The sequence below is a fragment of the Variovorax sp. GW823-FHT04B03 genome (genome assembly GCF_058796495.1).
In genome coordinates, this window is record NZ_JBXAIT010000001.1 from 141878 (window position 1) to 164392 (window position 22515).

Here is a 22515-nt window from a genome sequence, read left to right on the forward strand (position 1 = left end):
GCGCACCCGAAGGCGCTCAGTGCGCTGCGGCGGCAGGGCCCTTGGCCGGCAGGCGGATCACGAAGCTGGCGCCCCCGCCCGGCCGGTCTTCGCACTGCACCGAGCCGCCGTGGCGCTCGGCGATCGACTTCACCAGCGCCAGCCCCAGGCCGACGCCGCCGTTGCGCTCGCTGGCGCCCGGCAGGCGGTAGAAGGGCTCGAAGATGCGTTCGCGCAGCGTCGCCGGCACGCCCGGCCCGCGGTCGTTGACGCGCACCGTGGCGTAGCCGCCGGCGCTGCCGAGTTCGACGCTGATCTCGCCGGCACCGTAGCGGCGGGCGTTTTCCAGCAGGTTGCGGATCGCGCGGCGCAGCAGGCGCGACACGCCCGGCACGGTGAGCGTGGCGTTGTCGGTGCCTTCGGCCAGGTCGAGTTCGGCGTTCACCTGCGCGCACTCTTCGGCGGCCAGGCCGGTCAGGTCGACGGCTTCGATGGTGCCCATGTCGGCCTCGCTGGCGTCGAGCCGGCTGGCCAGCAGGATCTCGTCGATGAGCTGGTCGAGCTCACCGATGTTGCGCGAAATTTCTTCGCGCGCCGTCGGGCTCGGCCGGTCGCCCATGAGCTCCAGGCCCATGCGGATGCGGGTGAGCGGCGAGCGCAGTTCGTGCGAGGCGTTCGCCAGCAGCGACTTGTGCGAACGCACCAGCTGTTCGATGCGTTCGGCGGAGGCGTTGAAAAGTTTGGAGAGATCGGCCACTTCGTCTTGTCCTTCCTCGGGCACGCGCGCCGACAGGTCGCCCTCGCCCCAGCGCTGCACGCCGCGCTGCAGGGTTTCGAGCCGCTGGGTGATGCGCCGCACGATCGGGTAGACGCCCAATGCCACCGCCACGCCCACCAGCGCGATCATCCAGCCCAGGCCGAACGGCGTGCGCCAGGGCGCGAAGCCGCCGGTGCCGGTGGGGCGCTCGCGCGGCGCGACGCGCAGCGTCATGTCGCGGCCGTCGCTGAGCTGCACGTCGAACTCCAGCCCCTGGCCCGGCACGCGCATGGCCTTGCCGGTGCCGATGGTGCGGTCCTGGCTGTCGAGCACGACCACCTCGCGCGGCACGGGCGCCAGGCGTTCGCGCTCGGCCTCGGCGGCCACGCGCACGATCCAGTTGGCCATCAGCGTGAGGATGACCACGCCGCCGACCACCGCGAGCCAGATGCGGACGTAGAGGTGGCGGCGGTAGAGGCTGCGCAGCATCGCGGGCCGGTCCGGGTCAGTCTTGCTGCTTGGCGAACACGTAGCCCACGCCGCGCACGGTGAGGATGCGCTTCGGGTTCTTCGCGTCGACCTCGATGGCGGCGCGGATGCGGCCCATGTGCACGTCGATCGAGCGGTCGAAGGCCTCGAGCTCGCGGCCGCGCACGGCTTCCATGATCTGGTCGCGCGTGAGCACGCGGCCCGCGCGCTCGGCCATCGCCACCAGCAGGTCGAACTGGTAGGAGGTGAGGTCGGCCAGCGCGCCGGCCACCGACACGGTGCGCGCGTTGCGGTCGATCTCCAGCGTGCCGAAGCGCATCACCGTGGAGGCTTCGGCCTCGGTGGCGTTCTCGCTGCGCCGGCGCAGCACGGCGCGGATGCGCGCCAGCAGCTCGCGCGGCTCGAAAGGCTTGGGCAGGTAGTCGTCGGCACCGATCTCCAGGCCGATGATGCGGTCCATCGGGTCGCCCTTGGCCGTGAGCATCAGCACCGACACCTTGGCCAGCGGGCCGGGCAGGGCGCGGATGCGGCGGCAGATCTCGAGCCCGTCGGTGTCGGGCAGCATCAGGTCGAGGATCACCAGGTCGGGCGCGTGCTGTTGCAGCTGCTCCAGGCCGGTGGCGCCGTCGCCGGCGTGGTTGAAGGCGAAACCCGACTGCGTCAGGTACTCGCCCACCATCTGCGCCAGGCGGGCGTCGTCTTCGATCATCAGGAGTTGGGGGGTGCTCATGCGCTTCATGGTCGTTCACCGGGAGCAAGCGGGCTTGAACGCTCCGTAAAGTTGGGTAAACGCAGCATCGCCCTGTCAACCTGGATCGCTGCGAAAAACATAGCGCCTCGCCCAGGTTGCGTGGGCGCCATGCGGCAATGATGACGTACCGGGGCGCGGTTGCGTGTGTCAACACGCACCGCCGCCCCCGGGCGCAGGCCGGTCAGCCCGCGGCCTGCAGGCGCAGCCGCAGGGCCAGCGCGGCCGACAGCGGCAGGTCGATGGGCGCGTCGGCGCTGCCCGGGGCCTGGGCCAGCGCCTCGAACAGGGGCAGGGCGTCGGCCATCGGGTTGATGTCCTTCAGCGTGGCGGCGGCGGCCGAGCGCGGCGCGGTTGCCGCACCGTCGCCGACCAGCGACCAGTCGAGGCTGGCCACCGTGCGGGCCGTGCGCTCGGGCGCGATCACCAGCGCCACGGCCAGCAGGCCGCGGCTGTCGGTCACCGAGGCCAGCGCGCCGACCGTGGGGGCGTCGTAGCCCACCAGCAGCACCGGTGTCTGGTCGGCCGCGCACTGCACGGCCGCTTCGAGCAGGCCGGCGGCAAAGCTGTGGCCGTAGGCCGAGACGGCGTTGCTGGCCGCCATGCAGCCGGTGCCGATGGTCCAGTAGCCCACGGCCGCGTTGTGCACCGAGTTGTGGAACTTGGTGGGCGACAGCATCTTCGGGTCGCCCGCGAGCGTGCTGCACATGTAGTCGTTGATCGACAGGTCGCCGTGCGCCGAGGTGAACACGCAGGGCACGTCGGCCGCGGGCCGGTCGGCGCCCGCGATGGCCGCGGCGGCCACTTCGAGCGCCAGCGCCACGGTGTCGGGCGCGCGGCGGCGCTCGGCCGGGGCCAGCACCTGCGGCGAGGGCCGCTTGGCGGGCGGATCGGCCAGCGCGCCTTCGCCGCGGAAGGCCGCGCGCGCGGCCTCCCAGCCGGGCAGCGTGGGGGTCCAGAAGGCGGGGCCTTCGATGTAGAGCGTCGGAGGCGTGTTCATGCGTTCACCGCCTTGCCGAAGACCAGCGCGCAGTTGTTGCCGCCGAAGCCGAAGGAGTTGGACAGCGCGTAGCGCACCTCGCCCGTCGCGGGTTCGAGCTTGATCTGCGGGCCGAAGCCCTCGTCCAGCGTGCGCGTGTTGACCGTGCCCGGCATCAGGCCGCGCTCGATCGCCAGCAGGCAGACCACGGCCTCGACGATGCCCGCGGCGCCCAGCGTGTGGCCCATGAAGCCCTTGGTCGAGCTGGCGTGTGTGCGCGCCGGGAAGCGGCGCGCCACCAGCGCGCCCTCGACCTCGTCGTTCTTCTGGCTCGCCGTGCCATGCATGTTGATGTAGTCGATGGCGTCGGCGGCCAGGCCCGCGCGCGCCAGCGCGTCGTCGAGTGCGCGCTCGGCGCCCAGGCCCTCGGGGTGCGGCGTCGACATGTGGTGTGCGTCGCTAGCCTCGCCGTAGCCCAGCAGTTGCGTGGCGCTCTCGCCCGCCTGCACGCGCTCGACCAGCGCAAAGCCGGCCGCCTCGCCCAGGCTGATGCCCTTGCGGTCGGCATCGAAGGGGCGGCAGGGTTCGGTGGAGACCAGCTCCAGCGAGTTGAAACCGAACAGCACGCTGCCGCACAGCGTGTCGGCGCCGCCGACCACGGCCGCGTCGGCCAGGCCCAGGCGGATCAGGCGCTCGGCGGAGGCGAACACCTTGGCGCTGGACGAGCAGGCGGTGGAAATCGTCTCGCTCGGGCCGTCGATGCCCAGCACCTGCTGCACGAACATGGCCAGCGAATGCGGCGTGTGGACGGCCGCGCGGCGCTGGTCCGGCGGAAAGTTGCCGTCGGCGTCGAGCTGCGTGTAGGCCAGCTCGGTCTCGCCGATGCTGGCCGTGGAGGTGCCGAGCACCAGCGCGATGCGCGTGGCACCGTACTTCTGGCGCGCGGCCGCGACCGCCTCGAGGAAGCCGTCGGCCTGCAGGCCCAGCCAGGCCAGCCGGTTGTTGCGGCAGTCCCAGAACGCGGCCGATTCGGGCAGGCGCACGTCTTCCAGGCCGTCGACGCGGCCGATCCAGGTCGGCAGCGGCGCCTCGCCGAAGTCGTTGGCGCGCAGGCCGCTGCGCGAGTGCGCGAGTGCGTCGGCGTGCGCTTCCTTGCCGACGCCGACGGCCGAGGTGGCCGTGTAGGCACTGATTTGAAGGGGAGAAATTCGGGACGGCACGATGGATGTGGGGGCAGGCGACAGGCGAAAGGGCGTCGGCGACAGAAGAAAAAGCGGGAAAGCGCAATTTTCACGCAATGAATGTCGCAGCCTACCAGCGTTGCGTATCAGGTTGCGTCGGCTGTTTCCTATAGATGACAGCTCCGGCGCAGGCCCTATTGACGCTCGCCGTCGCCTGTGCGGGCCGCCATGCGCGAGGCCAGCGCCACCAGCAGCAGCACCGGCACGCCCAGCAGCGCGGTGGCGGTGAAGAAGGTGCTGTAGCCGTAGGCGTCGACGAAGGCGCCCGAATAGCCGGCGATGAACTTCGGCAGGAGCAGCATCAGCGAGCTGAACAGCGCGTACTGCGTGGCCGAGTAGCTGATGTTGGTCAGGCTCGACAGGTAGGCGATGAAGGCCGCCGAGGCGATGCCGCCGGCCAGGTTGTCGGCCGAGACCACCGCGATCAGCGCCGTCAGGTCGTGCCCGCGCGTGGCCAGCCAGGCGAACAGCAGGTTGCTCGCGGCGCTCAGCACCGCGCCCAGCATCAGCACCCGCATCACGCCCAGGCGCATCGACAGCACGCCGCCCACGAAGGCGCCCACCAGCGTCATGATCACGCCGTAGATCTTGCTGACCGTGGCCACCTGGTCCTTGGTGAAGCCCATGTCCACGTAGAAGGGGTTGGCCATGATGCCCATCACCACGTCGCTGATGCGGTAGATGGCGATCAGCGCCAGGATCAGCGCCGCCTGCCACTTGTAGCGGCGGATGAAGTCGGCAAAAGGCTCGATCAGCACGCTTCGCAGCCATTCGCCCGCGTTCTTCGCCTTCGGCAGCACGCGCCGCACCGGCTCGGGCGACAGCAGCACCGTGAGCACGCCCACCGCCATCGAGGCCGCCATGACGAGGTAGGCCGTCTTCCAGGCGCCGTTCTGGTAGGCCGCCGCGCCGGTGACGGCCACGGCGGGCGCCACCTCGGCCCAGGCCGCGACCCACAGCACACCGGCGCCGGCCCAGATCATCGCGAGCCGGTAGCCCGTTTGATAGGCGGCGGCCAGCGCGGCCTGCTTGCGCGTCTCGGCCGATTCGATGCGGAAGGCGTCCAGCGCGATGTCCTGCGTGGCCGAGCCGAAGGCCACCAGCAGCGCGCACCAGATCAGCGGCTGCAGCCCCAGGCGCGGGTCGTTCATCGCCATGCCGACCAGCCCGACGATCACCATGCCCTGCGCCAGCAGCAGCCAGCCGCGCCGACGCCCGAGCAGCGTGGTCAGCGGCGGCAGCGGCAGCCGGTCGACCAGCGGCGCCCAGACCCACTTGAAGCCATAGGCCAGCCCGACCCAGCTCAGGTAGCCGATGGTGGTGCGGTCGATGCCCGCCTCGCGCAGCCGGAAACTCAGCGTGCCCAGCACCAGCAGCAGCGGCAGGCCGGCCGAGAAGCCCAGCGCGAGCATGCGCAGGGTGGCGGGTTCGAGGTAGACCTTGAGCGCGTCGCGCCAGGGCAGCGCGGCGCTCGCGGGGGCTTGGGTGGGTTCGGCGGGCGGTGCGGACATGAGTGGGGGATTGTCCATGAGCCACCGGGGACATCGACGCGCCCGCTCGTCTCCATTTGTTCCTATCATCCGGGCACCTATGTGCACACGATGCGAACGCCCCCTTTCCGCCCTCTCCGAAGCCTCGGCCTGGAACCCGCGCCGGGCCTTCCTGCTGGCCGCCGCCGGTGCGGCGCTGAGCGCGCCGGCGCTGGCGCAGGTCAACGTCGGCAACGCCTCGGTGGCGCGCAACCTCGTGCCCGCCGAGCAGATCGAAGCGGCTGGCGTGCAGCAGTACGGCCAACTGCTCGCACAGGCGCGTGCCAAGGGCGCGCTGGCCGGTGACGGCAACGCGCAACTGCAGCGCCTGCGCACCATCGCGCAGCGGCTCATTCCCTTCGCCCTGCCGTGGAACAGCCGGGCGCGCGAATGGAAGTGGGAGGTGAACCTGATCGGCAGCAAGCAGATCAACGCCTTCTGCATGCCCGGCGGCAAGATCGCCTTCTTCACCGGCATCCTCGAGCAGCTCAAGCTGAGCGACGACGAGGTCGCGATGGTCATGGGCCATGAAATGGCGCATGCGCTGCGCGAACACGCCCGCGCGCGCATGGCCAAGAGCGCCGGCACCGGCGCGGCGCTGTCCATCGGCGCGCAGCTGCTGGGGCTCGGCCAGGTCGGCGACCTCGCGGCGCGCGCCGGCACGCAGCTCATCACCCTGAAGTTCAGCCGCAGCGACGAGACCGACGCCGACCTCGTGGGCCTGGAGCTCGCCGCGCGCGCGGGCTACGACCCGCAGGCCTCGGTGTCGCTGTGGAAGAAGATGGCCACCGCCTCCAAGAACCAGGGCGGGCTGAGCTTTTTGTCGACCCACCCGAGCGGGCCGGACCGCATCGCCAAGCTCGAGGCGAACGTGCCGAAGGTCGAGAACCTGTACCGGGCGGCTGCGCGCAAGTAGCCGCGCTGCGCTTCCCGCCGCGCTCAGTCGGCGGTGATGTTCCCCTTCTTCACCACCGTCGCCCAGCGCTGCGCGTCCTTCTGGATCAGCGCGCCGAACGCCGCCGGCGTCGAGCTGGCGGGCACCATGCCCTGCGACTCGAAGGACTTCGCCACCTCGGGGGACTTCAGCACCGCGGCGATCTCCGTGTTCAGCCGCGCCACCACGTGGGCCGGCGTGCCCTTGGGCGCAAGCACGCCGTACCACATGTCGACGTTGTCGGCGGTCACGCCGGCCTCGGCCAGGGTGGGCACGTCGGGCAGCTGCGGCAGGCGCTGGCCGCTGCCGGTGGCGAGCGCCTTGAGCTTGCCGGCCTGGATGTGCTGCAGCGCCACGTGCACCGGCAGGAACATCGCGTCGATGCGCCCGCCGAGCAGGTCGGTGACGGCGCCGGCCGTGCCCTTGTAGGGCACGTGCAGCAGGTCGGTGCCGGTGCCCTGCATCAGGAGCGCCATCGACAGGTGGTGCGGCGTGCCGACGCCCGGCGTGGCGTAGGTCAGCTTGCCGGGGTTGGCCTTGGCGGTCGCCACCAGCTGCGCGAGCGAGCCGGCCTTCTGGGTGGCCGGGTTGGTCACCAGCAGCAGCGTGCCCCACGAGGTCTGCGACACCGGCGTGAAATCGGCCACCGGGTCGTAGGCGAGCGACTTGTACAGGCCCTTGTTCATCACCAGCGTGTTGACCTGCACCAGCAGCGTGTAGCCGTCGGGCTTGGCGCGCGCCACCTTCTCGCTGCCGATGTTGCCGCTGGCACCGGCCAGGTTCTCCACGATCACCGGCTGGCCGAGCACGGCGGGCAGGCGGGCCGAGAGCTGGCGCGCGATCAGGTCGATGCCGGTGCCGGGTGTGTAGGGCACCACCAGCGTCACCGGCTGGTCGGGCCAGGCATGGGCCGCGGCGGCGCTGGCCGCGACCAGCAGGGTGGCGAAGGTCCGGGTCAGAAATCTCATGGGGTCTTGTCTCCGTCTTGTTCGGTGAATGTGCCGGCGCTCAGAGGTACGACGCGCGCGCCTTCAGCGCCGCCGGGTCGTAGCCGGCCACGCGCTTGTAGTGGTCGGAGATCGCCTGCAGTTCCTGCTGCGTGACGATCGCGTCGAGGTTCTGGACGCGCTTGCCGCCCGAACGCTCGAACACCTCGCGCAGGATGGTGTCGGGCGGGTTGCTGCGGTTGGTCAGCACCACGTCGGTGGTGGCCTTCACGCGCACGCGGTCGTAGGTCTCGAGCGCTGCGATGCCCACGCCTTCGCGCTTCATCGCGCCCGCGAGAAAACGCGCGTCGATGATCGCCTGGCCCGCGCCGTTGGAGCCGCGCGGCACCATCGGGTGCGCGGCGTCGCCCAGCAGCGTGAGGCGGCCGTGGCTCCAGCGCGGCAGCGGGTCCTGGTCGACCATCGGGTACTCCAGGATGGTGTCCGAGGCCAGGATCAGCGCGGGCACGTCGAGCCAGTCGAAGTGCCAGTCGGCGAAGGCGGGCAGGAAGTCCTCGAGGCGCCCGGCGCGGCTCCAGTCGCGCATCGCGGGCTGGGGCGCGTGGATCTCGGCCACCCAGTTCACGAGCTGGCGACCCTGGTCGTCGATGTCGTTGCGGATCGGGTAGATCACCATCTTGCCGACGGTGAGCCAGCCCGCGCGCACCATGCTGCCGCCCGAGAGAAAGGGCTTCCAGGCCGCCGTGCCTCGCCACATGTTGATGCCCGAATAGCGCGGCGCACCTTCGTTCGGATACAGCTGCTTGCGCAGTGCCGAGTGGATGCCGTCGCAGCCCACCGCGACCGCGCCGCGCACCGGCGCGCGGCCGTCGGCAAAGTGCACCGTCACGCCGTCGGCATCCTGTTCGACGCCGGTGCAGCGGTGGCCGCACTGCACGCTGTCGGGGCCCAGGCGCTTGCGCGTTTCGTTCAGCAGCACGGTCTGCAGGTCGCCGCGGTGGATCGAGTACTGCGGCCAGTCGTAGCCCGCGTGCTGGCCGGCGGGCTCGCGGAACACCAGCTGGCCGTGCTCGGTGAAGAAGACCGCCTCCTGCGTGCGCACGCCCACGGCGTCGAGCGCGTCGAGCAGGCCCAGCTCGGACAGCTCGCGCACCGCATGGGGCAGCAGGTTGATGCCCACGCCGAGGGGGCGCAGCTCGGGCACGGCCTCGTACACGCGGCAGGCGATGCCGGCCTGGTGCAGGCTCAGGGCGAGGGTCAGGCCGCCGATGCCGGCGCCGAGGATGATGACTTCGTTAGGTGCGGTGCTCATGGGGTCCGTATTGGGACCGCAAACGAGGCATATGGGAAATTTAGATGTGATATGGATTTATCATGAATCCTTATGAACCTGACCACGCGCCAGATGCGCGCCTTCCTGCAGGTGGCGCGCATCGGCAACTTCACCCGCGCGGCGGAGCAGGCGCACATCACCCAGGCCGGCCTGAGCATCCTGATCCGCGAGATGGAGAAGCAGCTCGGCTGCCGCCTGTTCGACCGCACCACGCGCATGGTGAGCCTCACGCCGGCCGGGCGCCGCCTGCTGCCGGTGGTGGAACGGCTCGTCACCGATCTCGATGACGTGGCAGCCGAACTCGGCGCCGAGGGCGATGCGGCGCGCCAGACGCTGCGCATCGCGGCCACGCCGCTGGTGTCGTCGCACCTGCTGCCCTGGGTGTTCGCGAGTTTTCGCGCCGCGCATCCGCAGGTCGTGCTGCGCCTCTTCGACGCCGACCTGCGCGACGTGGAAGCGATGGTGGCCGCGGGCGAGGCCGACCTCGGCCTGGGCTTTTTCTTCAAGGCCGCGGCGGGGCTCGACCGCACGCCCGTGGGGCGCTTCGAGCTGATGCGCGTCACGCAGGCCACGGCCGACGGCGAACCGGTCGGCACCGCACCCTGGTCCGCGCTGCGCGGCGCCACGCTGATCGGCCTGCCGCCCGGCAACCCGATCCAGAAGGTGATCGAGCGCCAGCTCGGCGAGATCGGCCTGGCCGACGCGCAGCGGCCCGCCTTCAACTTCTTCGGCACGCTGATCTCGATGGTCGAGGCCGGCTTCGGCACCGCCGTGATGCCCACCTTCGCGCTCGCGGCCTGCCGCCGTCACCGCGTGAAGACCGACGTGCTGCTGAAGCCGCGCGTGGGCATGGACTTCTTTCGCCTGACCAAGCGCGGCACGCACGAGACCGAGGCGATGCGCGCCTTCAGCGAGACGCTGGCGAAGGCCTTGCCGGCGCTTTCTCGGTAGCCCTCAGACCATCGCGTTGTCGCCGCCCGGGATCTCGTGCGCCTTGATCTGCCGGCGCGTGAGCTTGTAGAGCGTGGACGACAGGAAGCCGTCCTGGTGGGTGTTCTTGGTCACGTTCACCACGAACTCGTCCTCGGGCGCCACGGCCTGCGCGCCCATGATCCAGCGCACGCTCTCGCGGTAGTTGTAGAGCACCTTGTCGTTGGCGTCGGCCAGCAGGGTCGACAGCGTGGCCATGGCGATGGCGTCGCCGTTGGTGGCGTGCTCGCGCACGAAGTCCAGGTGGCGGTGGCGCACGGGGATGTCGGACAGGTCGCTGATGAACATCAATGCGCCCTCGGTGGCATCGTCGTGGCCCAGCTCGCGGGCCTTCAGCATGGCCTCGACCGCCTGCGCCTGCAGCACGGGGCGCTGCGCCGCGGGCGTGGCGTCTTCCCAGGCCATGTCGTGGCAGAGGTAGCCCAGCTTGTAGGCCGCGACGCTGTTGCCGGCTTCGGCCGCCTGGCCGTAGCAGTGCATCGCCTGCTGCCGGTCCTTGGTGCCGTGCTCGCCACCCGCGTGGAAGATGCCGAGCGTGAGCAGGCACGATTTGTCGCCGGCGGCCAGCCCCATCTCCAGGATCTCGAAGGCTTCCTGGTTGCGCGGCACGCGCCACAGTGCGCGGGCCAGGTCGTCCCAGTTCTCGGTGCCGGCGTTGCGTTCGCGTGCGGCCGCCAGCCAGGCGTTGCCGGTCGCCGCGTTGGGCACGAAACCGAAGGCGCCCTTCAGGCTGCAGTAGCCGTGCAGGATCAGCGCGGTGTTGCATTCGTAGGCGTTGGCGCTGTTGCAGATGGCCTGGCCCAGCCACTGGCCGCCGGGGTCCTGCTCCAGGGCGACGTGCACCGCCATGTTCATGGCGTAGTCGTCGTCGATGGGATGGTGGCTCTCGGCCTCGCGCAGGCAGGCCAGCGCTTCGGCGTGCTGGTCGAGCATGTAGTGGCTCACGGCCAGCCAGCGCAGGGTTTCCCAGCGGTGGTAGGGGTAGAGCGCCTCCTGGGCGCGCTGGCGCGTGGCGGCCATGCGCTGCTGCGCTTCGGCCGGGTCTTCGTCCTTGTCGACGCTGTTGCCCTGGTAGTCGTCGCGCCAGATCTCGTGGCGCAGCCGGTCTTTCTCGACCTCGCTCAGGTGGGCGCAGGCGGGCGAGGCGATGAAGGCGCGCACGCGCTCGTGGCTGCCGCCCCAGCGTGGCTGCTGGAACCAGACGCACTGGCGCATGAAGAAGAACAGCCGCGGGTGCACGTGCAGCGTGGCGTGGATCCAGTAGGACGTGCCGCTGATCACCTTGCGGCCCTGCACGGGCGAGGGCAGGGCGGTGGGCACGGCCTCGGGGCAGGCGACGCGCTCGTCGTGCGCCAGGCCGGAGCGCGCGAGCTGCGCCAGCAGCTCTTCGCGGGTGGCCGCGTCGTCGTCCAGCGAAAAGTCGTGCTGCAGCGGCTTGTCGGGCCAGCGGCCACTGCGCACCAGCTCGGTCAGCCAGTCGGGCTCGTTGAAGGCCGAGGTGCTCTGCAGCAGCAGGGCGCAGGCGGTCCACATCGTGGGCGCGAGCGTCAGTGCGCGCAGCGCGGCGACGGCGCAGCGCGTGGCGCAGGCATGGGCGCATTCCCAGCCGAGCGCGGTGACCGTGCTGGCCCAGCCCGAGCCGCGGTATTCGTAGGCCCAGTGGTACCAGTAGTGCGCTTCGCACAGCCAGGCGTGGGCCGATTGCGGGTTGGCGGCCTGCCATGCGGCCAGGCGGGCCAGCCCTTCGGCGCCGTCGGCGGTGCAGCCGGCCAGGTCGTCGGGCAAGGCGCCGTAGTAGCGCTCTTCCTCGTCGCGGTCTTGAAAGCTGGCGGCCAGCGCGTCGTCGAGCCGCTGGTCGAGTGCGGCGTAATCGCCCGCGCGCAGCAGGGCGTCGATGTCGCAGAGCTTCCAGCGCGCGGGCGCGGGGGGAATCACGGTCGCTGCGGCGGGGGGCGTGTGGGTGGTCATGGGCGGGGCTCGCGCGTCAGGCCGACGCGGCAGGGGCGAGAGTGACGGGTTGGGGATCGAAGATGCGGTAGCGCTTCCAGGGCAGCGTGAGCCAGTTGCCCTGGGTGTTCTGCAGGTGCTCCTGCACCTCCAGCGTGGCGCGCGACGAGGCGGGGCCGTCCTGGCTGCTGATGCGCAGCCAGTGCAGCCGCGCCCGCGCATAGGCGTGGCCGAAGTCTTCCCAGCTCTCGAAGCTGTCCTGCGCGCGCTGTGCGTTGAGGAACAGCACCAGCCAGGCCTGCGACTCGGGCACCCAGCCCAGCAGCGCGATGCAGCGCACCAGGAAGGCGGTGCGCGCGCAGTCGAAGGCCAGCGCGTCGCGCACCTGGCCTTCTGCCGCGAGCTGTTCGTAGAAATTGGCGTGGGTGCGGCCGAGCCCGCCGACCCAGCCGACCAGCGCGGCCTGCATCTGCGTGGCGATGTCGCGCTCGGGCAGGTCGGCGGCCATGTTCATTTCGCGCAGCACCTGCTTGGCCAGCCGCTGGCGCTGCTCGGCGGGCACGTCGAGCGCCAGCGTGTCGCTGTCGCAGCGCAGGCCGTTGCGCAGCAGCAGGATGTCGCCGAGCGCCAGCGCCCAGCGGCGGCGGTTGGGCACCACCTTGCCGGCGTCGGCCCGGGCCTGCGCGGCGCGCACCGCGAGGTCGGCGTTGGCCTTTTCCATGTGGCCGATCGCCGTGCCCGAGCCGCGCACGACGATGCGGAATGCCGTGCGCACGACGAACCACGCGATGCGCACCCCGAGGTACAGCAGGCCCAGGAACACAACGATGACGATGGCCTGCGTCATGGCAATGCCGCTCCCAGCGGCGGCGCGCACACGGCGGCGCTCAGCGAGATGCCTTCGATCTCCAGCATCGTGGCGGGCGCCTGCGTGGGGGCCGCCTGCAGCGACGGCGGCAACCGGTTCGCGGGCAGCGTCAGCCGGGCGGCGGCGGCCACCGCCACGTCCATCTGCCGCAGCCGCGCCAGCTCGTGCGGCGCGATGCGCAGCAGCAGCCATTGCAGCGCCGGCGGCGGCTGCTCGAAGTGCTCGATCAGGTGGAAGTTGCCGCTCATCACGCTGAGCAGGAAGTCGGGGCTCTGCACGTCGGTGACGAACTTCCATTCGCCCCGGGCGGCGTCCGAGGCCTCGGGCTCGAACACCAGGCCCATGCCTTCGCAGTCGCTGTGGCGCTCGCCGCGCGGCGGCAGCGTGCGCAGGAACTGCAGCACGTCGTCCGCGTACTTGCGGATCGGGTGGCGGTTCTGCTTGCCCTTGATCTGGTCGACGCGCAGCCCGTCGGGATGCACTTCGAGGCTGATGGTCACGTGCGGCAGGTTGCCCGCGCTGCGCAGCGTGAACAGGCGCAGCCGGCCGCTCTGCGCCGCGCTGGCGTACTGCTCGCCGTAGCCGCCGTTCAGCTTCTTGATGTTGGCGAACTGGCCCAGGCAGTGCTGCATGTGGAACGACTCGTAGGCCATTTCCTCGCGCAGCGCCGCATGGCTGCCGATGAACTCGAAGATCACGCCGTTGGGCGTGCGCAGCACTTCCTTCAGCGCCAGGCCGCTGCTGGGCACCCAGCCCTTGTTGCGCTTGGCCTGCATGCGCTGGTGCTCCTGCTCCCACAGGGCCATGGCCATGAAGCAGGTGATGCGCTGCAGCTTCTGTTCGAGCCGCGTGCCGCGCCGCGAGCGCAAAAACTCGACCAGCATGCGTTCGCGGTCGACCAGCAGCAGGTGGTCGGGGTCGAGGTAGTAGAAAGTTTTCGGGGCGGCTTCGGCGGCGGGCGATTCGGCCTTGTTGCCCATGTTGCCCTTGGACTTTTCCTTGTCCTGCACGGACGCCGCGTTCACCGCGGCAGGGGCGCGCGGCTGCAGCTGCCTGGCCAGCCACTCGGGCAGCGGCTTGTCGGGCCCGGCCGCGGCCAGGTAGTCGGCGGGCGACTGCACCGGCAGCACGTTGCCGAAGCTGCCGATGGCCCAGCGGAAGAAGTGGTTCAGCAGCCAGGCCGCCATGTCGGCGTCGTCGCCGCGCTCGGCGCTGCGGCGCGCGATCGCGGCCTTCACCTCGGGCGCGTTCACCACGTCGCGCGGCAGGTACACCGCCGTCGCCGCGGCCGTGGGCGGCGAGGACGGGTTCGTGGACGGAGACGGAGTCGGGATCGGCATCGACGGGCGGGCGACTTACAGCGTGAAGTCGTACTCCACCGTGATCGGCGCGTGGTCGCTGAACTTGACCGTCTTGTAGATCGCCTCGGTGCGCGCCAGCGCGCCCATCGCCGGCGTGGCCAGGTGGTAGTCCAGCCGCCACCCCACGTTGTTCGCGTAGGCCTGGCCGCGGTTGCTCCACCAGGTGTAGGCGTCGCCCGTGGTGTCGGGCTTGAGGCGGCGGTACACGTCCACCAGGCCGGCGCCTTCGGTGCCGGCGTCGAGCAGGCGCGTCATCCAGGCGCGTTCCTCGGGCAGGAAGCCGCTGTTCTTCTGGTTGCCGCGCCAGTTCTTCAGGTCGATTTCCTGGTGCGCGATGTTGATGTCGCCGCACAGGATGAACTCGCGCTCCTTCTTCAGCGCCAGCAGGTGCGGGAAGAAGCCCTTCAGGAAGCGGAACTTGGCGGCCTGGCGCTCCTCGCCCGAGCTGCCGCTCGGGAAGTAGCAGCTGATCACCGAGAACTTGCGCTTGGGCGTGTCGAAGCGCAGCTCGAGGTAGCGGCCTTCGGCGTCGAATTCGGGATCACCCCAGCCCACCACCACGGCGCTGGGCGCATGCTTCGTGTAGATGGCGGTGCCCGCGTAGCCTTTTTTCTCGGCAAAGTGGAAGTGGCCCTGCAGGCCGGCCATCTGCTCGAAGCGGCCCTCGACATCGCTGGCCTGGACGCGGATCTCCTGCATGCAAATACAATCCGGCGCGAGTTCGGCCACCCAGTCGGCGACGCCCTTGGTGGCCGCCGAGCGCAGGCCATTGAGATTGAGACTGGTCAGTTTGAACACAAGGAATTTCCAATGGCTGTAGACGGTCAGACAAGCAGCGCGGTGGCACAGGACTTCGTCCAGTTCGCGCTCGACGCCGGCGTGCTTCGCTTCGGCGAATTCAAGACCAAGGCCGGTCGCATGAGCCCGTATTTCTTCAATTCGGGCCTCTTCGACGACGGCGCCAAGATCGCGCGGCTCGCCGGATTCTATGCAGACCGCCTGGTCGAAAGCGGCCTCGAGTTCGACATGATCTTCGGCCCCGCCTACAAGGGCATCCCGCTGGGCGCCACCGTGGCTGCCGAGCTGGCCCGGCGCGGGCGCAACTACCCCTTCGCCTACAACCGCAAGGAAGCCAAGGCGCACGGCGAAGGCGGCAATCTGGTGGGCGCGCCGCTCAAGGGCCGCGTGCTCATCGTCGACGACGTGATGTCGGCCGGCACCGCGGTGCGCGAATCGATCGCCGCGATCCAGGCCGCGGGCGCCACGCCGCATGCCGTGGCCATCGCCCTCGATCGGCAGGAAAAAGCCACCGAGAACGGCGTCGACGTGGACCACAGCGCCGTGCAGTACGTGCGCAACCAGCTCGGCCTCGCGGTGGTGCCCATCGCCACGCTGGACGACCTGCTGCGCTATCTCTCGGGCAACGCCGCCGCCGACCTCGGCGCGCACCGCGAGCGCGTGCTGGCCTACCGCACGCGCTACGGCGCCTGAGACGCAGCGCCGATGCGACGCCCCGCGCGCGATCCCTCTTCTGCCGCCGCCGTGGCGTCGCTGTGGCTGGGCCTGGCGGCCCTGTCGTCGTGCGCAACGGCGCTGGCCCAGCCCGCCAGGACGGACGGGCCCGGCGTCGGCATCTACACCTGCGTCGACGCGCGCGGGCGCACGCTCACGGCCGACCGGCCGATCGCCGAGTGCAGCGACCGCGAGCAGCGCGAACTGAGCCCGAGCGGCACGGTGCGCCGCAAGCTGGAGCCGACCTACACGGCGCGCGAGCAGCAGGAGCGCGAGGACCGCGCGCGCGAAGCCGCCATCCAGGCCGCACGGCTCATCGACGAGCGCCGCCGCGAGCGCGCGCTGCTGGTGCGCTACCCCAACGCCACCACGCACGACCGCGAGCGCGTCGAGGCCCTGTCGCAGATCGATGCGGTGATCCAGGCCGCGAAGAAGCGCCTCGTCGAGCTCGCCGACGACCGCAAGAAGATCGACGAGGAGCTCGAGTTCTACAAGCAGGACACGAGCAAGGCGCCCGGCGCGGTGCGTCGCCGCATCGAGGACAACACGCAGAGCGTGGCCGTGCAGAACCGCTTCATCGCGGAGCAGGAAGAAGAGAAGAAGCGCGTGAATGCGCGCTTCGACGAAGAGCGCGGGCGCCTGAAGACGCTCTGGTCGCCGCAGAACGGCGGCAACCCGCGCTGAACGAACCCGCCGGGGCCTGGCGCAAGGCCCCGGGGCTCGTTCGTGATCAGCCCAGCTTGGCTTTCAGCAGCTCGGTGACCTGCGCGGGGTTGGCCTTGCCCCCGCTGGCCTTCATGACCTGGCCCACGAGGCCGTTGAGCGCCTTTTCCTTGCCGCCGCGGTATTCCTCGACGTTCTTCGCGTTCTTGGCAATCACCTCGTCGAGGATCTTGTCGAGCGCGCCGGCGTCGTTCATCGGCTTGAGGTCTTTCGCTTCGATGATCGCGTCGACATCGCTGCCTTCGCCGCTCCACAGCGCTTCGAACACCTGGCGCGCGGCGTTGTTGGGCAGCGTGCCGTCGGCGATGCGCGTCACCAGCTGCGCGAGCTGCGCGGCCTTCACGGGTGCGGCCTCGATGCCGATCTCGGCGGCGTTCAGGCGGCGTGCCATCTCGCCGGTGATCCAGTTGCTGGCCAGCTTGGGCGCTGCGCCGGCGTTCACCGCATCGTCGAAGTAGCGGGCCAGCGCCGCGCCTTGCGTGAGCTGCGCGGCGTCGTATTCCGACAGGCCGTGGTCGCGCACATAGCGCTCGGCCGTGGCACGCGGCAGCTCGGGCATGGTGGCGCGCACGCGCTCGATCCACTCGGCGGCCACCACCAGGGGCGGCAGGTCCGGATCGGGGAAGTAGCGGTAGTCGGCCGCGTCTTCCTTGGTGCGCATGGTGCGCGTCTCGCCGGTGGCGGGATCGAACAGCACGGTGGCCTGCTCGATGGCACGGCCCTCTTCGAGCTCGTCGATCTGCGAGTTGATCTCGTAGTCGATCGCCTGCTGCATGAACTTGAAGCTGTTCAGGTTCTTGATCTCGCGGCGTGTGCCGAGCTTGTCGCCGGGCTTGCGCACCGACACGTTGGCGTCGCAGCGAAAGCTCCCTTCCTGCATGTTGCCGTCGCAGATGCCGATCCATGTGACGATCTTGTGCAGCTCCTTCGCATAGGCCACGGCCTCGGCGGTGGAGCGCATGTCGGGCTCGGTCACGATCTCCAGCAGCGGCGTGCCGGCGCGGTTCAGGTCGATGCCGCTCTGGCCGATGAAGTCTTCGTGCAGCGACTTGCCCGCGTCTTCCTCGAGGTGGGCACGCACCAGGCGCACGGTCTTCTTCTCTTCACCGAGGAAGAACGACACCGCGCCGCCTTGCACCACCGGGATCTCGAACTGGCTGATCTGGTAGCCCTTGGGCAGGTCGGGGTAGAAGTAGTTCTTGCGTGCGAACACGCTGCGCGGCGCGATGTGCGAGCCCAGCGCCAGGCCCAGCTTGATGGCGCGTTCGACCGCGCCCTTGTTCATCACGGGCAGCGTGCCGGGCAGTGCCAGGTCGACCGCGCAGGCCTGCGTGTTGGGCTCGGCGCCGAAAGCGGTGGAGGCGCGGCTGAAGATCTTGCTCGCGGTCGAGAGTTGCGCGTGCGTCTCGAAGCCGATGATGACTTCATAGCCGCGCACCAGCGGGCCGGTCGGGCGGCCTTGTTGTTGTGCTTCGAATGTGTTCACGGTCTCGCTCATGTCAGAAGCCCTCCGGCGTGCGCGTGTGCCAGTCGGTGGCTTGCTGGAAGCGGTGCGCTGCGTTGAGCAGCTTCGCTTCGCCGAAGTAGTTGCCGATCAGCTGCAGGCCCACGGGCATGCCGCCGTCGAAGCCCGCGGGCACGCTCATGCCCGGAAGGCCTGCGAGCGATGCGGGCAGCGTGAAGATGTCGGCGAGGTAGTCGGCCACGGGGTCGTCGCCGTGTTCGCCGATCTTCCAGGCGGTGGTCGGCGCGGCGGGGCCGGCGATCACGTCGCATTGCGTCAGCGCCTGCTGGAAGTCGTCCGCGATCATGCGGCGCACCTTCTGCGCCTGCAGGTAGTAGGCGTCGTAGTAGCCGTGCGAGAGCACGTAGGTGCCGATCATGATGCGGCGCTTCACCTCGTCGCCGAAGCCTTCGGCGCGCGTGCGTTCGTACATCTCGGCCAGGTCCTTGTACTGCCTGGCGCGGTGGCCGAACTTGACGCCGTCGAAGCGGCTCAGGTTGCTCGAGGCCTCGGCCGCAGCCAGGATGTAGTACACGGGAATCGACAGCTCGGTGCGCGGCAGCGAGACCTCGACGCGCTTGGCGCCGAGCTTCTCGTACTGCGCGAGCGCCGCATCGATGGCGGCGCGCACGCCGGGCGCCACGCCGTCGCCGAAGAACTCCTTGGGCACGCCGATGCGCAGGCCTTCGAGCGAGTCGTTCAGCGAGCGGCCGAAGTCTTCGGCGGGCTTGTCGAGCGAGGTCGAGTCGCGGTCGAGGTCGGGGCCGCAGAAGGCCGACAGCAGCAGCGCGCAGTCTTCGGCCGAACGGGCCATCGGGCCGGCCTGGTCGAGGCTCGACGCGAACGCCACCATGCCGTAGCGCGAGGCGCGGCCATACGTGGGCTTGATGCCGGTGACGCCGCAGAACGACGCGGGCTGGCGGATCGAGCCGCCGGTGTCGGTGCCGGTGGCGGCCGGTGCGAGGCGGGCCGCGACAGCCGCCGCGCTGGCGCCCGACGAGCCGCCCGGAATGCGCTCGAGGTTCCAGGGGTTGCGCACCGGCACGGCTTGGTCGTGGCCCACGGCGGGCACGGCGACGTTCTCGTTGGCCGAGCCCATCGCGAACTCGTCGCAGCTGAGCTTGCCCAGCGTGACCGCGCCGGCTTCGGCCAGGCGGCGCACCACGGTCGCGTCGAAGGGCGAGCGGTAGCCCGCGAGCATCTTCGAGCCGGCGGTGGTGGCGAAATCGGTGGTGACGAAGATGTCCTTGTGCGCGATCGGCACGCCGGCCAGCGCGGGCGCGTTGCCCTTGGCGATGAGCGCGTCGGCGGCGCGGGCCTGGGCCAGCGTGACTTCTTCGTTGACGTCGACGAAGGTGCCGAGCGACTCGTGGGCCTTCATGCGGACGAGAAACGCCTGCGAGGCCTCGACGGCCGAAACCTTGCGATCGGCCAGCGCCTTCGCCAGCGCGACCACGCTCAATTGGTGCAGTTCACCGCTGCTCATCATTCGATCACCTTGGGCACGAGGAACAGGCCGGCTTCGACGGCCGGGGCGCTCTTCTGGTTGGCTTCGCGGTTGTTCGGCTCGCTCACGACGTCGTCGCGCAGGCGCAGCGTCACGTCTTCGAGCGCGGCCACCGGGTGCGCCAGCGGCTCGACGCCCGTGGTGTCGACCGCGCGCATGCGTTCGACCAGATCGAAGAAGCCGTTGATTTGAGTGAGCATGCGCTCGCTTTCATCTGGGGCAAGCTGCAGCCGCGCCAGGGAGGCGATGCGTGCAATATCGGAAGCGGAAAGAGACATAGATGGCTGACGGGTCGAAAAAACCGGAGGCAATCGCACGCCGAAGAGGGTGCCGACACGGGATTCAGAGGGGATTCGGTTATTATCCCGCCTTTGCCGCAACCCCCGCGAACGCGCCGGCTTTTGCGCCAAAAACGATCAATTCACCCCGTCAAACGACCCAAAAATAGAGCGACGACCTGCCGATGCGCAGGCCGTGCTCAGAGGATTCCGCACATGTTTGGAGCTTTCCGTCGGTACTTCTCCACCGACCTGGCGATCGACCTCGGCACCGCCAACACCCTGATCTTCGCCCGCAACAAGGGCATCGTGCTGGACGAGCCCTCCGTGGTCGCGATCCGCCACGAAGGCGGCCCCCATGGCAAGAAGGTGATCCAGGCCGTCGGCCGCGAAGCCAAGGCCATGCTGGGCAAGGTGCCCGGCAACATCGAGGCCATCCGTCCGATGAAGGACGGCGTCATTGCCGACTTCGTGATCACCGAGCAGATGATCAAGCAGTTCATCAAGATGGTGCACCCGCGCACGCTGCTCACGCCGAGCCCGCGCATCATCATCTGCGTGCCCTGCGGCTCGACCCAGGTCGAGCGCCGCGCCATCAAGGACGCGGCCGAAGCCGCCGGCGCCACCGCCGTCTACCTCATCGAAGAACCCATGGCCGCGGCCATCGGCGCCGGCCTGCCCGTCAGCGAAGCCTCGGGCTCGATGGTGGTGGACATCGGCGGCGGCACCACCGAAGTGGGCGTGATCTCGCTGGGCGGCATGGTCTACAAGGGCTCGGTCCGCGTGGGCGGCGACCGCTTCGACGAAGCCATCATCAACTACATCCGCCGCAACTACGGCATGCTGATCGGCGAGCCGACGGCCGAAGTCATCAAGAAGAACATCGGTTCGGCCTTCCCGGGCTCCGAAGTCAAGGAAATGGAAGTCAAGGGCCGCAACCTTTCCGAAGGCGTGCCGCGCAGCTTCACCATCAGCAGCAACGAAGTGCTGGAAGCCCTGACCGACCCCCTGAACAACATCGTCTCGGCCGTGAAGAACGCGCTGGAACAGACGCCTCCCGAACTGGGCGCCGACATCGCCGAGCGCGGCATGATGCTCACCGGCGGCGGCGCGCTGCTGCGCGACCTCGACCGCCTGCTCGCCGAGGAAACCGGCCTGCCGGTGCTCGTGGCCGAAGACCCGCTGACCTGCGTGGTGCGCGGCTGCGGCATCGCCCTGGAGCGCATGGACCGTCTGGGCAGCATCTTCACGAGCGAGTAAAAGGCGAAAGCCATCATCGGCCGGCCTCTGCTTGCGCAGGCCGGCTTTTTGTTATTTGATGCCGCACCACCGCCGGGTCTGACTACATGCCTCTGGGCACGCTCGATCGCACAGCGCCACCCCTGTTCAACCAGGGGCAATCGGCACTCAGCAAGCTGATCTTCTTCGGCGCGCTCTCGCTCTTCCTCATGGTCGCCGACGCACGCTTTCACCTCGTGAAGCCGATCCGCTCGGCCATCGGCGCGGTGCTCTACCCGGTGCAGATGGCGGCGCTCAAGCCGGTCATGCTGGTGATGGGCGGCAGCCGCTACTTCGAAGAGCTGCAGACCGCGCAGCGCAACGAAGACGAGGCCCGCAAGGCCCTGATGCTGCAGGCCGAGACCGCCAGCCGCGCCGACACGCTCGCGCAAGACAACGCCCGCCTGCGCGAGCTGCTCGAGCTGCGCCAGACCACCACCACGCCGGGCCGCCCGGCCGAGGTGCTGTACGACGCGGCCGACCCCTACACGCGCAAGATCGTCATCGACCAGGGGCTCGCGCAGGGCGTGGCCGCCGGCTCGCCGGTGATCGACGCGCGCGGCGTGCTGGGCCAGGTGACGCAGGTGCTGCCCTTCACGAGCGAGGTCACGCTGGTGATCGACCGCGACCTGGCCATTCCCGTGCAGAACACCCGCACCGGCGTGCGCAGCGTGGCCTTCGGCGACGCCTCGGCCCACGGCGGCGGCATGGAGCTGCGCTTCATGGCGGCCAACGCCGACCTGCAGGAGGGCGACCTGCTGTCCACCAGCGGCGTCGACGGCATCTACCCGGCCGGCCTGCCGGTGGCGAAGATCGAACGCATCGAGCGCCGCGCCGATTCGGCCTTTGCGCGCATCTACTGCGTGCCGCTGGCCCGCGTGACCGCGGCGCGCTACGTGCTGGTGCTCGAGCCCTCCGGCGCGCCGGTGGCACCGCCGCACGTCGAGGCCGCGTCCACCCAGCGCAAGCGCCCCGAAGGCAAGCCGGGCGCCGGCAAGAACGAGAAAAAACCGGCGGGAGCCACGCGATGATCAAGCGCCCCGGCCAGCAGCAGCTCTTGCTGCCCGTCAGCCCCGTCTTCATGTGGACCAGCCTGCTCGTGGCGCTGCTGGTCAACATGATCCCCATCGGCCGCGCCGCCTGGATGCCCGACCTGCTGGCGCTGGTGATCGTGTTCTGGGGCGTGCACCAGCCCGCGCGCGTGGGCATCGGCGCGGCCTTCATGTTCGGCCTGCTCATGGACGTGCACCAGTCGTCGATGCTGGGCCAGCATGCGCTGTCCTACACCACGCTGGGCTTCTTCGCGATCATGATCCACCGGCGCCTGCTGTGGTACCCGGTGCTCTCGCAGGCGCTGCAGGTGCTGCCGCTGTTTGCGCTGTCGCAGTTCATCGAGGTGATCACGCGCATGATCGGCGGCGGCGTGTTCCCGGGCTGGGGCGTGCTGGTCTCGCCGGCCCTCGAGGCGGCGCTGTGGCCGCTGGCCACCGCGCTGCTGCTGGCGCCCCAGCGCCGCACCCCCGAACCCGACGAGAACCGCCCCCTCTAGTCATGGTGCCCCCCGGCTTTTCACTTCGCTTCGCTGCGTGTAACTCCACCCCCCAAGGGGGA

21 protein-coding genes are annotated in these 22515 nt (G+C 69.9%); 7 read left to right on the forward strand and 14 right to left on the reverse strand.

From position 1 onward, the window contains the following. Positions 1-16: 16 nt before the first annotated feature. The 5 genes from AC1RAD_RS00630 to AC1RAD_RS00650 all read right to left on the reverse strand — a co-directional run bounded on the left by AC1RAD_RS00630 (position 17) and on the right by AC1RAD_RS00650 (position 5722). Entirely contained in the window at positions 17-1225 is a 1209-nt protein-coding gene (locus AC1RAD_RS00630) for an ATP-binding protein (RefSeq protein ID WP_492733364.1), read from the reverse strand. 16 nt (positions 1226-1241) lie between these two features. Next, positions 1242-1964: a response regulator gene (locus tag AC1RAD_RS00635; RefSeq protein ID WP_492733366.1), complete on the reverse strand. Its 723-nt coding sequence runs from the start codon at positions 1962-1964 to the stop codon at positions 1242-1244. A gap of 193 nt (positions 1965-2157) precedes the next feature. Continuing rightward, positions 2158-2973 carry a beta-ketoacyl synthase chain length factor gene (locus AC1RAD_RS00640; protein WP_369645055.1) on the reverse strand — a complete coding sequence of 272 codons (816 nt, stop codon included), beginning with the start codon at positions 2971-2973 and terminating at the stop codon, positions 2158-2160. Further along, positions 2970-4172, reverse strand: coding sequence for a beta-ketoacyl-[acyl-carrier-protein] synthase family protein (locus AC1RAD_RS00645; RefSeq protein WP_174543630.1), 1203 nt, complete (start codon positions 4170-4172; stop codon positions 2970-2972). Before AC1RAD_RS00645 ends, AC1RAD_RS00640 begins: the two co-directional genes overlap by 4 nt. Before the next feature lie 155 nt (positions 4173-4327). After that, positions 4328-5722 (reverse strand): AmpG family muropeptide MFS transporter, encoded by a 1395-nt coding sequence (locus tag AC1RAD_RS00650; RefSeq protein ID WP_070063493.1) that lies wholly within the window; start codon positions 5720-5722, stop codon positions 4328-4330. Positions 5723-5783: 61 nt separating this feature from the next. On the opposite strand from AC1RAD_RS00650, the gene AC1RAD_RS00655 reads away from it, so the two are divergent. Next, on the forward strand, positions 5784-6638 hold the full coding sequence (locus AC1RAD_RS00655) for a M48 family metallopeptidase (protein WP_369630913.1): 855 nt from the start codon (positions 5784-5786) through the stop codon (positions 6636-6638). Positions 6639-6661: 23 nt separating this feature from the next. On the opposite strand, the gene AC1RAD_RS00660 is transcribed toward AC1RAD_RS00655, so the two are convergent. Then, complete coding sequence (locus tag AC1RAD_RS00660) at positions 6662-7624, reverse strand: tripartite tricarboxylate transporter substrate binding protein (protein ID WP_492733368.1); 963 nt, start codon at positions 7622-7624, stop codon at positions 6662-6664. A gap of 40 nt (positions 7625-7664) precedes the next feature. After that, complete coding sequence (locus tag AC1RAD_RS00665) at positions 7665-8915, reverse strand: flavin-dependent oxidoreductase (RefSeq protein ID WP_492733370.1); 1251 nt, start codon at positions 8913-8915, stop codon at positions 7665-7667. 72 nt (positions 8916-8987) lie between these two features. On the opposite strand from AC1RAD_RS00665, the gene AC1RAD_RS00670 reads away from it, so the two are divergent. After that, positions 8988-9887: a LysR family transcriptional regulator gene (locus AC1RAD_RS00670; RefSeq protein ID WP_062472705.1), complete on the forward strand. Its 900-nt coding sequence runs from the start codon at positions 8988-8990 to the stop codon at positions 9885-9887. Positions 9888-9890: 3 nt separating this feature from the next. Here the strand turns inward: AC1RAD_RS00670 and AC1RAD_RS00675 are convergent, their stop codons facing one another. The 4 genes from AC1RAD_RS00675 to AC1RAD_RS00690 are packed head-to-tail and all read right to left on the reverse strand — an operon-like array spanning position 9891 to position 14900. After that, positions 9891-11894 carry a DUF4034 domain-containing protein gene (locus AC1RAD_RS00675; protein ID WP_492733373.1) on the reverse strand — a complete coding sequence of 668 codons (2004 nt, stop codon included), beginning with the start codon at positions 11892-11894 and terminating at the stop codon, positions 9891-9893. A 16-nt stretch (positions 11895-11910) separates the two neighbouring features. Beyond that, complete coding sequence (locus AC1RAD_RS00680) at positions 11911-12720, reverse strand: DUF1266 domain-containing protein (protein WP_354345299.1); 810 nt, start codon at positions 12718-12720, stop codon at positions 11911-11913. Next, positions 12717-14081: a hypothetical protein gene (locus AC1RAD_RS00685; protein ID WP_492733375.1), complete on the reverse strand. Its 1365-nt coding sequence runs from the start codon at positions 14079-14081 to the stop codon at positions 12717-12719. Before AC1RAD_RS00685 ends, AC1RAD_RS00680 begins: the two co-directional genes overlap by 4 nt. 15 nt (positions 14082-14096) lie before the next feature. Then, positions 14097-14900: an exodeoxyribonuclease III gene (locus AC1RAD_RS00690; RefSeq protein ID WP_062472711.1), complete on the reverse strand. Its 804-nt coding sequence runs from the start codon at positions 14898-14900 to the stop codon at positions 14097-14099. Positions 14901-14912: 12 nt separating this feature from the next. On the opposite strand from AC1RAD_RS00690, the gene pyrE reads away from it, so the two are divergent. Beyond that, on the forward strand, positions 14913-15593 hold the full coding sequence (pyrE, locus tag AC1RAD_RS00695; RefSeq protein ID WP_492733377.1) for an orotate phosphoribosyltransferase: 681 nt from the start codon (positions 14913-14915) through the stop codon (positions 15591-15593). Between the two features lie 12 nt (positions 15594-15605). Further along, the gene (locus AC1RAD_RS00700) at positions 15606-16298 is read left to right on the forward strand and encodes a DUF4124 domain-containing protein (protein WP_095949787.1); all 693 of its coding nucleotides are present in this window, start codon (positions 15606-15608) and stop codon (positions 16296-16298) included. Positions 16299-16344: 46 nt separating this feature from the next. On the opposite strand, the gene gatB is transcribed toward AC1RAD_RS00700, so the two are convergent. Genes gatB through gatC form a run of 3 tightly spaced genes read right to left on the reverse strand, consistent with a single transcriptional unit; the run spans position 16345 to position 19626 of the window. Further along, positions 16345-17835 carry an Asp-tRNA(Asn)/Glu-tRNA(Gln) amidotransferase subunit GatB gene (gene gatB / locus AC1RAD_RS00705; RefSeq protein ID WP_307696485.1) on the reverse strand — a complete coding sequence of 497 codons (1491 nt, stop codon included), beginning with the start codon at positions 17833-17835 and terminating at the stop codon, positions 16345-16347. Position 17836: 1 nt separating this feature from the next. After that, positions 17837-19327, reverse strand: coding sequence for an Asp-tRNA(Asn)/Glu-tRNA(Gln) amidotransferase subunit GatA (gene gatA, locus AC1RAD_RS00710; RefSeq protein WP_492733379.1), 1491 nt, complete (start codon positions 19325-19327; stop codon positions 17837-17839). Continuing rightward, positions 19327-19626 (reverse strand): Asp-tRNA(Asn)/Glu-tRNA(Gln) amidotransferase subunit GatC, encoded by a 300-nt coding sequence (gene gatC / locus AC1RAD_RS00715; RefSeq protein ID WP_056583926.1) that lies wholly within the window; start codon positions 19624-19626, stop codon positions 19327-19329. The genes gatA and gatC overlap by 1 nt, the downstream gene beginning before the upstream one ends. A gap of 216 nt (positions 19627-19842) precedes the next feature. Between gatC and AC1RAD_RS00720 the strand changes: the two genes are divergently transcribed. The 3 genes from AC1RAD_RS00720 to mreD all read left to right on the forward strand — a co-directional run bounded on the left by AC1RAD_RS00720 (position 19843) and on the right by mreD (position 22453). After that, positions 19843-20886: a rod shape-determining protein gene (locus AC1RAD_RS00720; protein ID WP_056583929.1), complete on the forward strand. Its 1044-nt coding sequence runs from the start codon at positions 19843-19845 to the stop codon at positions 20884-20886. Between the two features lie 86 nt (positions 20887-20972). Further along, complete coding sequence (gene mreC, locus AC1RAD_RS00725; RefSeq protein WP_095743224.1) at positions 20973-21935, forward strand: rod shape-determining protein MreC; 963 nt, start codon at positions 20973-20975, stop codon at positions 21933-21935. Then, positions 21932-22453 carry a rod shape-determining protein MreD gene (mreD, locus tag AC1RAD_RS00730; RefSeq protein WP_062472721.1) on the forward strand — a complete coding sequence of 174 codons (522 nt, stop codon included), beginning with the start codon at positions 21932-21934 and terminating at the stop codon, positions 22451-22453. The genes mreC and mreD overlap by 4 nt, the downstream gene beginning before the upstream one ends. The last annotated feature ends 62 nt before the right edge of the window (positions 22454-22515 follow it).

Excerpts from the sequence above, each read along its gene's own strand:
- AC1RAD_RS00650 (WP_070063493.1), bottom strand. The coding sequence starts at position 5,722 with ATGGACAATCCCCCACTCATGTCCGCACCGCCCGCCGAACCCACCCAA.
- mreD (WP_062472721.1), top strand. The coding sequence starts at position 21,932 with ATGATCAAGCGCCCCGGCCAGCAGCAGCTCTTGCTGCCCGTCAGCCCC.
- AC1RAD_RS00660 (WP_492733368.1), bottom strand. The coding sequence starts at position 7,624 with ATGAGATTTCTGACCCGGACCTTCGCCACCCTGCTGGTCGCGGCCAGC.
- AC1RAD_RS00670 (WP_062472705.1), top strand. The coding sequence starts at position 8,988 with ATGAACCTGACCACGCGCCAGATGCGCGCCTTCCTGCAGGTGGCGCGC.
- gatC (WP_056583926.1), bottom strand. The coding sequence starts at position 19,626 with ATGTCTCTTTCCGCTTCCGATATTGCACGCATCGCCTCCCTGGCGCGG.
- AC1RAD_RS00685 (WP_492733375.1), bottom strand. The coding sequence starts at position 14,081 with ATGCCGATCCCGACTCCGTCTCCGTCCACGAACCCGTCCTCGCCGCCC.
- AC1RAD_RS00630 (WP_492733364.1), bottom strand. The coding sequence starts at position 1,225 with ATGCTGCGCAGCCTCTACCGCCGCCACCTCTACGTCCGCATCTGGCTC.
- AC1RAD_RS00665 (WP_492733370.1), bottom strand. The coding sequence starts at position 8,915 with ATGAGCACCGCACCTAACGAAGTCATCATCCTCGGCGCCGGCATCGGC.
- gatB (WP_307696485.1), bottom strand. The coding sequence starts at position 17,835 with ATGAGCGAGACCGTGAACACATTCGAAGCACAACAACAAGGCCGCCCG.
- AC1RAD_RS00655 (WP_369630913.1), top strand. The coding sequence starts at position 5,784 with ATGTGCACACGATGCGAACGCCCCCTTTCCGCCCTCTCCGAAGCCTCG.
- AC1RAD_RS00675 (WP_492733373.1), bottom strand. The coding sequence starts at position 11,894 with ATGACCACCCACACGCCCCCCGCCGCAGCGACCGTGATTCCCCCCGCG.
- AC1RAD_RS00680 (WP_354345299.1), bottom strand. The coding sequence starts at position 12,720 with ATGACGCAGGCCATCGTCATCGTTGTGTTCCTGGGCCTGCTGTACCTC.
- mreC (WP_095743224.1), top strand. The coding sequence starts at position 20,973 with ATGCCTCTGGGCACGCTCGATCGCACAGCGCCACCCCTGTTCAACCAG.
- AC1RAD_RS00635 (WP_492733366.1), bottom strand. The coding sequence starts at position 1,964 with ATGAAGCGCATGAGCACCCCCCAACTCCTGATGATCGAAGACGACGCC.
- AC1RAD_RS00720 (WP_056583929.1), top strand. The coding sequence starts at position 19,843 with ATGTTTGGAGCTTTCCGTCGGTACTTCTCCACCGACCTGGCGATCGAC.
- pyrE (WP_492733377.1), top strand. The coding sequence starts at position 14,913 with ATGGCTGTAGACGGTCAGACAAGCAGCGCGGTGGCACAGGACTTCGTC.
- AC1RAD_RS00640 (WP_369645055.1), bottom strand. The coding sequence starts at position 2,973 with ATGAACACGCCTCCGACGCTCTACATCGAAGGCCCCGCCTTCTGGACC.
- gatA (WP_492733379.1), bottom strand. The coding sequence starts at position 19,327 with ATGAGCAGCGGTGAACTGCACCAATTGAGCGTGGTCGCGCTGGCGAAG.
- AC1RAD_RS00700 (WP_095949787.1), top strand. The coding sequence starts at position 15,606 with ATGCGACGCCCCGCGCGCGATCCCTCTTCTGCCGCCGCCGTGGCGTCG.